Source organism: Rhizomicrobium sp., assembly GCF_056722145.1.
Genome location: NZ_JBWZET010000118.1, coordinates 1 through 11,392 on the forward strand (window position 1 = coordinate 1; position 11,392 = coordinate 11,392).

The 11,392-nt window shown below is 65.4% G+C and carries 8 protein-coding genes; 6 read left to right on the top strand and 2 right to left on the bottom strand.

The window, feature by feature from the left end:
• Positions 1–2,215, bottom strand: a 2,215-nt coding sequence (gene mutS / locus AC1P6P_RS06775) for a DNA mismatch repair protein MutS (protein WP_481401674.1), incomplete at its 3' end; no start/stop codon positions are given.
• Between the two features lie 170 nt (positions 2,216–2,385).
• Here mutS and AC1P6P_RS06780 point away from each other — a divergent pair.
• From AC1P6P_RS06780 to AC1P6P_RS06790, 3 genes are read left to right on the top strand one after another with little or no spacing between them, the layout of a single operon-like run.
• A complete protein-coding gene (locus tag AC1P6P_RS06780; RefSeq protein ID WP_481401675.1) occupies positions 2,386–4,644 on the top strand; it encodes an NADP-dependent malic enzyme in 2,259 nt (752 codons plus the stop codon).
• Between the two features lie 14 nt (positions 4,645–4,658).
• Positions 4,659–5,072: a hypothetical protein gene (locus AC1P6P_RS06785; protein WP_481401676.1), complete on the top strand. Its 414-nt coding sequence runs from the start codon at positions 4,659–4,661 to the stop codon at positions 5,070–5,072.
• 33 nt (positions 5,073–5,105) lie between these two features.
• Positions 5,106–6,518 carry a M20/M25/M40 family metallo-hydrolase gene (locus tag AC1P6P_RS06790; protein ID WP_481401677.1) on the top strand — a complete coding sequence of 471 codons (1,413 nt, stop codon included), beginning with the start codon at positions 5,106–5,108 and terminating at the stop codon, positions 6,516–6,518.
• Here the strand turns inward: AC1P6P_RS06790 and AC1P6P_RS06795 are convergent, their stop codons facing one another.
• Entirely contained in the window at positions 6,519–8,198 is a 1,680-nt protein-coding gene (locus AC1P6P_RS06795) for a SulP family inorganic anion transporter (RefSeq protein ID WP_481401678.1), read from the bottom strand.
• Positions 8,199–8,487: 289 nt separating this feature from the next.
• On the opposite strand from AC1P6P_RS06795, the gene AC1P6P_RS06800 reads away from it, so the two are divergent.
• The 3 genes from AC1P6P_RS06800 to dnaK all read left to right on the top strand — a co-directional run.
• Positions 8,488–9,015: a hypothetical protein gene (locus AC1P6P_RS06800; RefSeq protein WP_481401679.1), complete on the top strand. Its 528-nt coding sequence runs from the start codon at positions 8,488–8,490 to the stop codon at positions 9,013–9,015.
• A gap of 14 nt (positions 9,016–9,029) precedes the next feature.
• The gene (locus tag AC1P6P_RS06805) at positions 9,030–9,518 is read left to right on the top strand and encodes a TspO/MBR family protein (RefSeq protein WP_481401680.1); all 489 of its coding nucleotides are present in this window, start codon (positions 9,030–9,032) and stop codon (positions 9,516–9,518) included.
• A 255-nt stretch (positions 9,519–9,773) separates the two neighbouring features.
• Positions 9,774–11,392, top strand: a 1,619-nt coding sequence (gene dnaK / locus AC1P6P_RS06810; protein ID WP_481401681.1) for a molecular chaperone DnaK, incomplete at its 3' end; no start/stop codon positions are given.

The following is an 11,392-nucleotide window of genomic DNA, read 5'->3' on the forward strand; positions in this document are numbered from 1 at the left end:
GCGCCAGTTCGTGGTAATGCGTCGCAAACAGGCAACGGCAGGCATTGACCTCGTGCACCGCCTCGACCACCGCCCAGGCCAGCGCCAGCCCGTCATAAGTCGACGTGCCGCGCCCCACTTCGTCGAGGATGACAAAGCTGCGTTCGCCCGCCTGCGCCAGGATCGCGGCGGTCTCGACCATTTCGACCATGAACGTCGACCGCCCGCGCGCCAGGTTGTCGCTGGCGCCGACGCGGCTGAACAGGCGATCGACCACGCCCACCGTGGCCGCGTCGGCCGGCACGAAACTGCCCGCCTGGGCCAGCAGCACGATCAGCGCGTTCTGGCGCAGAAAGGTCGATTTGCCCGCCATGTTGGGACCGGTGACCAGCCACAGCCGCTTGTCGCCGGAAAGGGTCGCATCATTGGGCACGAACGGGGTGTGCGCGGCGTCGAGGGCCGCCTCCACCACCGGATGACGGCCACGCACGATCGAGAAGGTTTTCGAGGTATCGACCTTGGGACGCACATAGCGCTTGGCCAAGGCAAGATCGGCAAGCCCCGCCGCGACGTCCAGCACCGCCAGACCCTCGGCGATTTTGGCCAGCGCCGGCGCCAGCGCCAGGGCATCGGCGGCCATTTCATCAAACAGCAGCTTTTCCAGCGCCAGCGCCTGATCGCCGGCTTGGCTGATGCGGTTCGCGAGGCTCGACAGTTCATCGGTGGAAAAGCGCACCGCCCCGCCCATGGTCTGGCGATGGCGATAGCCGGCGTCGCCCATCAGCTTGTCGGCGTGCTGCGGCGTCACTTCGATGAAGTAGCCGAGAATGCCGTTGTGCTTGATCTTGAGCGGGGTGCCGGTTTCGTCGCGATAGCGGGTTTCGAGACCGGCAATGACGCGGCGCGATTCATCGCGCAAGGCCCGCAGCTCATCAAGCGGAGCATGGGCGCCGGGGCGGATAAAGCCGCCATCGCGGGCATAAAACGGCGGCTCGGGAACCAGCAGATGGGTCAGCTTGGCATCGAGCCCGGAGACGGCAGCGAGTCCATCGGTCAGGCCGGCAATGGCAGTGGCGGTTTCGCCCGCCGTGGTCCGCATCAGCGCGCGCACCTCCCGCGCCGCCGCGATGCCGTCGCTGAGACAGGTGAGATCGCGCGGGCCGCCGCGCTGGACGGAAAGCCGCGCCACGCTGCGGGCGATGTCGGGCGCGCGGCGCAAGATTGCGCGCAAAGCCTCGGTCACATCGCGGGCTTCCACGAAGCCCGCCACCGCCTCGGCGCGCGCCGCAATCGCTGCCACATCGGTCAGAGGGGCCGCCAGCCGCGACGCCAAGAGCCGCGCCCCGGCGGCGGTGACGGTGCGGTCGATCGCGGCCAGAAACGAGCCTTTGCGCTCGCCGGCCAGGGTCTGCATCAACTCGAGATTGCGCCGCGTCGCCCCGTCGATCGCCATGTAGGCGGCAACGCCGTCGCGCGCCAGCGGGCTGAGGGCGGGGATTTTGCCTTTCTGGGTCAGCTCGAGATAGCCGATCAGGGCCCCGGCGGCAGCGACTTCCGAGCGGCTGAAATGGCCGAAGCCTTCCAATTCCGCGACGCCGTAAAACGCCTTCAGCGCCCGTTCGCCGGTCGCCGAGTCGAATTTGATCGACGGCAGCACCGTCAGCGCCGGTCCGAAGCCGTTGAGACACACCGCCAGCGCCGGATCGGCGAGCAGCACATCGGGGACGATCAACTCCGACGGGCTGAGCCGGGCGAGTTCCACCGCGACATCGCCCGCCCCGATCGCCGCCACCCGGAAGCTGCCGGCGCTCATCTCGGCCGCCGCCAGCGCCAGATCGCTGCCGACCCGGGCGAGGCTCGCCAGGGTATTGGCCTGTTTCGGTTCGAGCAGCGACTCCTCGGTCAGGGTGCCGGGGGTGACGAGGCGGATCACTTCGCGCCGCACCACCGATTTCGAGCCGCGTTTCCTCGCCTCGGCGGGGTCTTCCATCTGCTCGCAGATCGCCACCCGGAAACCCTTGCGGATCAAGCGTTCCAGGTAGGCTTCGGCGGCATGGACCGGCACGCCGCACATCGGGATATCCTCGCCGAGGTGCTTGCCGCGCTTGGTCAGGGCGATATCGAGCGCTTCGGCGGCCTTGGCGGCGTCGTCGAAGAACAGCTCGTAGAAATCCCCCATCCGGTAGAACAGAAGATATTCGGCATTGGCCGCTTTGATTTCGAGAAATTGCGCCATCACGGGGGTGGCGCCCTCCGTCGTGGCGGTGGGCGGGGTTACAGTCGGGTTTACAGTCTCTGCGGCCATGAGCCCAACCTAGCAAAGCCGCACCCCGGTTGCGCCGCGGCTTCGGTTCGTACATGCCGGAGAGAAGCTGTATTCTGTGGAAAAGCGCCGGGGACCCCCCAATGGAACAGACGAAAGACCGCCCCACCTTCACCGAGGACGAAGCCCTCGCCTTCCACGCCGGTCCCAAGCCGGGCAAGATCGCGATCGTTCCGACCAAGCCGATGGCCAACCAGCGCGATCTTTCGCTGGCCTATTCGCCGGGCGTGGCGGTGCCGGTGCGCGCCATCGCCGAGCGGCCCGACGCGGTGTTCGACTATACCGCGAAAGGCAATCTCGTTGCGGTGATCTCCAACGGCACGGCGATTTTGGGCCTCGGCGATCTCGGCGCCCTGGCCTCGAAGCCGGTGATGGAAGGCAAGGCGGTGCTGTTCAAGCGCTTTGCCGATGTCGACACCATCGACATCGAAGTCGACACCCACGAGGTCGACGCCTTCGTCAATTGCGTGCGCTACCTCGGCCCCACCTTCGGCGGCATCAATTTGGAGGACATCAAGGCGCCGGAATGCTTCATGGTGGAACAGCGGCTGAAAGAGCTGATGGACATTCCCGTCTTCCACGACGACCAGCACGGCACCGCCATCATCTGCGCCGCCGGCGTGATCAATGCGCTGGCGCTGACCGAGCGCAAACTGGAAGACGTCAAGGTGGTGGTGAACGGCGCCGGCGCCGCCGGCATCGCCTGTCTTGAGCTTTTGAAAACGATGGGGCTGCCCAACGCCAACGCCACCCTGTGCGATTCCAAGGGCGTGGTCTATCGCGGCCGCACTTCGGGCATGAACCAGTGGAAGAGCGCCCATGCGGTCGACACCGAGGCGCGCACCCTGGAAGAGGCCATCGCCGGCTGCGACGTGTTCCTGGGGCTGTCGGTGAAGGGCGCGGTGACCAAGGAGATGGTGAAGACGATGGCCAAGGCGCCGATCATCTTCGCGATGGCCAATCCCGATCCGGAAATCACGCCCGAGGATGTCAAGGCGGTGCGCCCCGACGCCATCGTCGCCACCGGGCGCAGCGACTATCCCAATCAGGTCAACAACGTTCTCGGCTTTCCCTATATCTTCCGCGGCGCGCTCGACGTGCGGGCGCGCGAAATCAACCTGCCAATGAAGATCGCCGCCGCCGAAGCCCTCGCCGCCTTGGCGCGCGAAGACGTGCCCGACGAAGTCGCGACCGCCTATCGCGGCACCCGGCCGACCTATGGCGCCGACTACATCATTCCCTCGCCGTTCGATCCGCGGCTGATCGCAAGGGTGTCGTCGGCGGTGGCGGAAGCGGCAATGGCGACCGGCGTGGCGCGGCGCGCCATCACCGATCTGGAAGCCTATCGCACCGAGCTGTCGGCCCGCCTCGATCCGAGCGCCAATCTCTTTCACCGCTTGACCGACATCGTGCGCGCCAAGCCCAAGCGCGTGGTGTTTGCCGAAGGCGAGGAGCCGTGCGTGGTGCGTGCCGCCGTCGCCTTCCAGCAGGCCGGACTCGGCCAAGCGATCCTGGTCGGACGCAAGGACGTGGTGCAATCGACCATCTGGGGCATGGGGCTCGACCATCCCGTCGATCTCGAAATCCGCGTTCCCCATTCCGCCGCCGACGCCGCCCCCCACATCGAAGCGCTCTACAAGCGGCTGCAGCGCCGCGGCATGCTTTATCGCGACTGCGTGCGCCTCGTCACCAACGACCGCAATATCTACGCCGCGTCGCTGCTCGCCGCCGGCGAGGCCGATGCCATGGTGACGGGCGTGACGCGCGCCTATTCCACCGTGCTCGCCGACATCCGCCAGGTGCTCGATACCCCGCCGGGCCAGCGGCCGATGGGCGTGCTGGTGATTTTTGCCAAAGGCCGCGTGATCTTCGCCGCCGACACCTCGGTGCACGAACTGCCGAGTTCGGAACAGCTTGCCGATATCGCGGTGCAGTCGGCGAAGGTGGCGCGCCGCTTCGGCTATACGCCGCGGGTGGCGCTGCTGGCGTCTTCCACGTTCGGCTATCCGCGCAGCGAACGCTCGGAGCGCATCGTTGAAGCGGTGCATATCCTCGACCGCCGTCAGGTCGATTTCGAATACGACGGCGAGATGTCGGTCGATGTCGCGCTCAACAAATCGAAGCTTGGCCTTTATCCCTTCTGCCGGCTGACCGACACCGCCAACGTGCTGGTGATGCCGGCGGTGCATTCGGCCCAGATCGCCACCAAGATGCTGTCGCAGATCGGCGACGTCTCGATGCTGGGCCCGTTCCTGGTCGGATTGGAAAAGCCGGTGCAAATCGTTTCGCTCGGTGCCAACATGACCGAAATCTACAACGCGGCGCTGGTGGCATCGTTGTAACGGGAGGGGGCGTGATGGGCAGTCGCTGGATTCAACTGTTGGCCGGACTTGCGTTGGGTCTCGGCGGCTGCGGCTCGATCGGCAACTTCAGCGAGTATACGGTGAAGTGCAGCAACAATGCGCAAACCTGGGCGGCACTGCAGTCAGCGATCAATTCGGTCGGTACGGCGCGCAATGAAAAGCCCGAGATCGACTCGTATTCGGACGGCTCCTATAACGCCGTCTTCCGCCGCGACCTGTTCATCTGGTTTTTCTATCGCTCCGGATCCACCGGCTATTCCATCGACTTGCGGCGCGAATGGAACAGCAACGAGGACGCCGAAATTCTTACCGCGCGCAACCAGATCGAAACCGCCGTCCGCCACTCGATCTGTCCCGACTTCGAGCGGCAAATCCGCCATTACAAGCCGACGAACTGGGCCCATTAGCGCCCGTCAACGAGCATAAGAAAAGAGAACCTCATGACCAACGCCTTCATCGACCGCCTGTGGGATGGCGATATCATCCCGACGCTGTGCGACTACATCCGCATTCCCAACAAATCACCGATGTTCGATCCGGAGTGGGAAGCGCGCGGCGCGATGATGAAGGCGGTGGCGCTGTTCGCGAACTGGGCGGAAACCCATCTTGCGAAGATTCCCGGCGCCACGGTGGAGGTGATCGCGCCCGGCGGCAAGACGCCGCTGATCTTCATCGAAGTGCCGGGCACTGGTCCGAACATGGGGCCAGGCACGGTGCTGCTCTACGGCCATCTCGACAAGCAGCCGGAATCGAGCGGCTGGTGGGACGGCTTCGGGCCGTGGACGCCGGTGTTGAAAGACGACAAGCTCTACGGCCGCGGCGGCGTCGACGACGGCTACGCGATGTTCGCGGCGCTGTCGGCGATCCTGTCGCTGCATCAATCGGGCACGCCGCATGCGCGCTGCGTCATCACCATCGAAGCCGGCGAGGAATCCGGGTCGCCCGATCTCGAATGGTACATCAACAGCCTGGAGAAGCGCATCGGCGCGGTCGATCTGGTGGTGTGCCTCGATTCCGGCGCCGGCAATTACGACCAGCTGTGGCTGACCACCTCTTTGCGCGGCATCGCGGCCGGGCGGCTCTCGATCCGCGTGCTGAACGAAGGCGTTCATTCCGGCGATGCCTCGGGCGTGGTGCCGTCCTCGTTCCGCATTTTCCGCTCGCTTCTCACGCGCCTTGAGGACGAGACCACCGGCACGATCAAGCTGGCGGCGCTCAACGTCGACATTCCCGCCGACCGCCTCGAGCAGACGCGCGCCACCGCCGCCACCCTCGGCAACGAGGTGTTCGAGCGCATGCCGTTCGCCGGCACCACCAAGCCGATGGGCGCCTCGCCGGAAGATCTGATCCTCAACCGCACCTGGCGGCCGCAGCTCGCCGTGATCGCGATGGACGGCTATCCGACGCCGGAGGCCGCCGGCAATGTGCTGCTGCCTTTCACCACCGCCAAACTGTCGATGCGCCTGCCGCCGACCTGCGATGCCGAAAAGGCGGTCGCCGCGATCAAGCAGACGCTCGAAGCCGATCCGCCTTACAGCGCGACGGTGCGGTTCGAAACCGAAGCCGGCCAAGGCGGCTGGAACGCGCCCAGTCTGGCGCCGTGGCTGTCCGAGGCGGTCAGTGCCGCCTCCCATGCCCATTTCGGCCGTCCGGCGGGCTTTTTGGGCGAAGGCGGCTCAATTCCCTTCATGGGTTTCTTGGGCCGCAAATTCCCCGGCACCCAGTTCGTCGTCACCGGTGTTTCCGGCCCTGGCTCGAACGCCCACGGCCCCAACGAATTCCTGCACATTCCGGCAGTGAAGAAACTGTCGGCCTCCATCGCCGACATTCTGGCGGCGCACGCCAAGCGCTGATCAGGCCAAGAGGGCCAGGGCCGCTTCCAGCGTCTCGGCCTGACGGACATCGACCCGCATGGCGTCGAGCACGCTTTGCGGGCCGCTCTCCACCCCGGCAAGAATGACTTTGGTGTGTCCGGCTGCGGCCGCCTTGAGAAATTTCTTGAGGATGATCGCGCCGGACGCGTCGATCAGCGGCACGTCCTGCATCACCAGAATGATGGCGCGCGGCCGCCCGCCGGCGCGGAACAGGACCTCTTCGAATTTCGCCACGGCGCCGAAAAAGAACGGCCCGTTGAGGCGGAACACTTCCACCCCGCGCGGCAAGGCGCGCCGTTCCACCCGCGTCGCCTGATCCGGCAATCCTTCCGCCGCATCGCTCGCGAGCAGCGGTGCGCCGGTTTCGAGCGCCACCGTCTCGGTCATGCGGTGCATGAAGATCAGCGACGACAGCACCACGCCGACCCCGATCGCCACCGACAGGTCGATGAAGACCGTCAGCGTGAAGGTGACGAGCAGCAATGCCCGGTCGCCGACCGGTCCACGCAGCAGTGCCCGGAAGGCGGCGAATTCGGCCATGTTCCAGCATACGATCACCAACACCGCGGCCAGCGCCGCCAGCGGCACATAGGACACCAGTGGCGCCAGCAGCAGCATCATCACCAGGACGCCGGCGGCATGGACGAGACCGGACACCGGCGTGCGCGCGCCCGAGCGGATGTTGGTGGCGGTGCGGGCAATGGCGCCGGTGGCCGGGATGCCGCCCATGCAGGCGCTCGCCATATTGGCGATGCCCTGCGCCACCAGTTCGCAATTGGAGCGGTGGCGCCGTCCCGTCATGCCGTCGGCCACCACCGCCGACAGCAGCGACTCGATCCCGCCGAGGACGGCGATCGTCAGCGCCGCCGGAAACAGTTCGCGGATCTGGCGGAACCCCAGCGCCGGCAGGTGCGGCGGCGGCAGCATCCGCGGAATGGCGCCGAAGCGGCTGGCAATGGTTTCCACCGGCACCTGCAGCAGCGCGCAGAACAGCGCCACGGCAGCGATGGCGATCAGAAAGGCCGGCAGCCGCGGCCAGCGCAACTGCACCCCGACGATCGTCAGGATGGTCATCACCGCGACGTACAGCGCCTGCCAGTGAAAGCTGCCGATGGCGGCGGCATAGGCCTCCCAGCGGTCGAGCACGTCGGCCGGCGGATGCACCAGCTTTAGGCCGAGGATGTCGCCGACCTGACTGGAAAAGATGATCAGCGCGATGCCGGCGGTGAAGCCGGTCACCACCGGATAGGGAATGTATTTGATGAAGGCGCCGAGGCGGGCCCAACCCGCCACCATCAGCATCAGGCCGGCCATCAGCGTCGCCACCGCCAGCCCGTCATAGCCGTGGCGGCAGACCACCCCGAACACCACCACCACGAACGCGCCGGTCGGTCCGCCGATCTGGTGGCGGCTGCCGCCAAGCAAGGAAATCAGAAAGCCGGCAACGATGGCGGTGAACAGCCCGCGCTCCGGCCCCACCCCGCTGGCAATCGCCAGCGCCATCGACAGCGGCATCGCCACGATCGCCACCGTCAATCCGGCAGCGAAGTCGGCCTTCAGCCGCTCGGCGGTGTAGCCTTCCTGGAACACGGTGACGAGTTTGGGGACGAACAGAGTCCCGGCCGGCCAGCGCGGCAGGCGAAGGAAAGACGCAGTCATCGGGTTCGGTTACGCCCGCCGTTTCGGTCGGACAACGCGACATATCTGGCGGCAGAATTGCGGCCAAAACTGTTAAAGTTGATGGATTAAATATAATACCATCAATTTCCCCGCGACGCCGCCAGCCCGCACTGTCGCGCCTTGCCGCGGCGGCAAACGGAACATCGCGATGTGGCCAGGCGTTCCTTGCCCGCCACCATCCGGGGAAAACCATGCGCTCGTGCCTGCTCTATGTGATCGGCGTGCCGATCCCAGTCATCATCCTGATCTGGCTTCTGACGGGGCACGCATGAGCGGGCGGTTTTCCTGGAGCTTGACGCTGGCGGGCGCGGTCACGGCCGTCGCCGTCACCTTCGTGTTGCTGACCATCGGGGCTGGCGTCGGGCTGCTACTGCTGCCGCCAGCCCAAGACGCAGTGCCGCGGGGCTTTGTCACCGGCGGGGCGCTCTACTTTTTTGTCGTTCAGGCCTTCGGGTTCGCGGTCGGCGGCCATGTCGCCGGGCGGCTGCTGGGGCCGATGGTCGAATCCCATGCCCAGGAAGAAATCCGGGCGGCGCTGCACGGCCTCGCGGTTTGGGCGGTAACCATCCTCGCCACTCTGGTGCTGGCCGGGGTTGCCGGACAGGCTCTCGCCGCGCTCTACGGCATCGCGCCCGACCTCGACCGCCACACCGCGGCCGTCGTCAGCCTGTGGACCGGACTGGGCTTGTTATTCAGTGCGCTGGTGGCCATGGTGGCAGCGGTAACCGCTCGCCTTGAAGACGACCAAGAGACGCCGTGGTCGCTGTTCGCCTTTCATCGCGGCTGGCGCAGCTAAGCGGATTTGACCCGATGACGACTCTGACGGCCGAACGCAGACCGGGCCTTGGCGTTTTGTTCCTGTTCCTGGTCGTGACCCTGACCGTCGGGTTCCTCGCCGGGGCCGTGACGACGCCGAATATCGCGAGCTGGTACAGCCACTTGGCTAAACCGAGCTACAACCCGCCGAACTGGCTGTTCGCACCGGTATGGACCAGCCTCTATGTCCTGATGGCGGTGGCGGCGTGGCTGGTGTGGCGCGAAAAAGGCTTCCGCACCCCCGTGCTCGGCCTCTGGCTGGTCCAGCTTGGGCTTAACTTCGCCTGGAGCTTTATTTTCTTCGGTGCCCATGCCCCCGGGCCTGCCCTGGCGGAACTGGCGCTGTTATGGGTGGCCATCTTCGCCACCCTGATCGGCTTCGGGCGGATCGAAAAACCGGCCGGCTGGCTGCTTATCCCGTATCTCGCCTGGGTCAGTTTCGCGGGGGTGTTGAACTTCTGGGTCTGGCAGTTGAACCCCTGAAGTGCCAATTGTCGCGACCCGGGCTGCGACTCGTTCGCTAACCCGTTCCATTTCCTGACGTTCGGCCGCAAAATTACTCGGTCGCAATACGTATCACGACCTTGCGAGGTCGGAGCCTCGTTCCTATATACCCCTCAGACGAAAGGGTGGGGTCAACACGGCCCTGCCTGCGTGTGTGGTTATTGAACGGGGCGGGCAACTCCCGGCGCTCTTTCGAGGCCCAAGACCCGCTGCCAAGAGGAAGGAAAAACAACCATGGCGAAAGTGATCGGCATCGACCTCGGCACGACCAATTCGTGCGTCGCGGTCATGGAGGGCTCTGCCCCCAAGGTCATCGAGAATTCGGAAGGCGCCCGCACGACGCCCTCCATCGTGGCGTTCACCAATGACGGCGAGCGCATGATCGGCCAGCCTGCCAAGCGGCAGGCCGTCACCAATCCGGAACACACCTATTTCGCGATCAAGCGTCTGATCGGCCGGCGCTTCGACGATCCCATGACCCAGAAAGATACGGGCATGGTCCCCTACAAGATCGTTCGCGCCGACAACGGCGACGCCTGGGTCGAAGGCCGCGACAAGAAATATGCTCCCGGCGAAATTTCGGGCTTCATTCTGCAGAAGATGAAGGAAACCGCCGAAGCCCATCTCGGCGAAAAGGTCACCCAGGCCGTCATCACCGTCCCCGCTTACTTCAACGACGCCCAGCGCCAGGCGACCAAAGACGCCGGCAAGATCGCGGGCCTTGAAGTGCTGCGCATCATCAACGAGCCGACCGCAGCGGCGCTCGCCTATGGCATGGACAAGAAGGGCAACGGCACCATCGCGGTCTACGACCTCGGCGGCGGCACCTTCGACGTCTCGGTGCTCGAAATCGGCGACGGCGTGTTCGAAGTGAAATCGACCAACGGCGACACCTTCCTCGGCGGCGAAGACTTCGACCAGCGCATCGTCCATTACCTTGCCGACGAGTTCAAAAAGGAAAACGGCATCGATCTCAGGAACGACCGTCTCGCCCTGCAGCGCCTGAAAGACGCCGCCGAAAAGGCGAAGATCGAGCTGTCGTCGTCGATGCAGACCGAAGTCAACCTGCCGTTCATCACGGCCGATGCCTCGGGCCCCAAGCATCTCACCATCAAGATCACCCGCGCCAAGCTGGAAGCCCTGGTTGACGATCTCATCCAGCGCACCATCGGCCCGGTGCGCCAGGCGTTGAAAGATGCCGGAGTCTCGGCCAACCAGATCGACGAAGTCATCCTGGTCGGCGGCATGACCCGCATGCCCAAGGTGCAGGAAGTCGTCAAGCAGGTGTTCGGCAAGGAGCCGCACAAGGGCGTCAACCCGGACGAAGTGGTCGCCATCGGTGCCGCCATTCAGGCCGGCGTGTTGAAGGGCGAAGTCAAGGACGTGCTGCTCCTCGACGTGACCCCGCTCAGCCTGGGCATTGAAACCCTGGGCGGCGTCTTCACCCGTCTGATCGACCGCAACACCACCATCCCGACCAAGAAGAGCCAGACCTTCTCGACCGCCGAAGACAACCAGACCGCGGTCACCATCCGGGTGTTCCAGGGCGAACGCGAGATGGCGGCCGACAACAAGCTGCTCGGCCAATTCGACCTGATGGGTCTGCCGCCGGCGCCGCGTGGCGTGCCGCAGGTGGAAGTCACCTTCGATATCGACGCCAACGGCATCGTGTCGGTGACGGCGAAGGATAAGGCCACCAACAAGGAACAGCAGATCCGCATCCAGGCCTCGGGCGGTCTGTCGGATTCCGACATCAAGAAGATGGTGCAGGAAGCCGAAGCCCATGCGGCCGACGACAAGAGCCGCAAGGAACTTGCCGAAGCCAAGAACCAGGCTGACGCGCTGGTCCACAC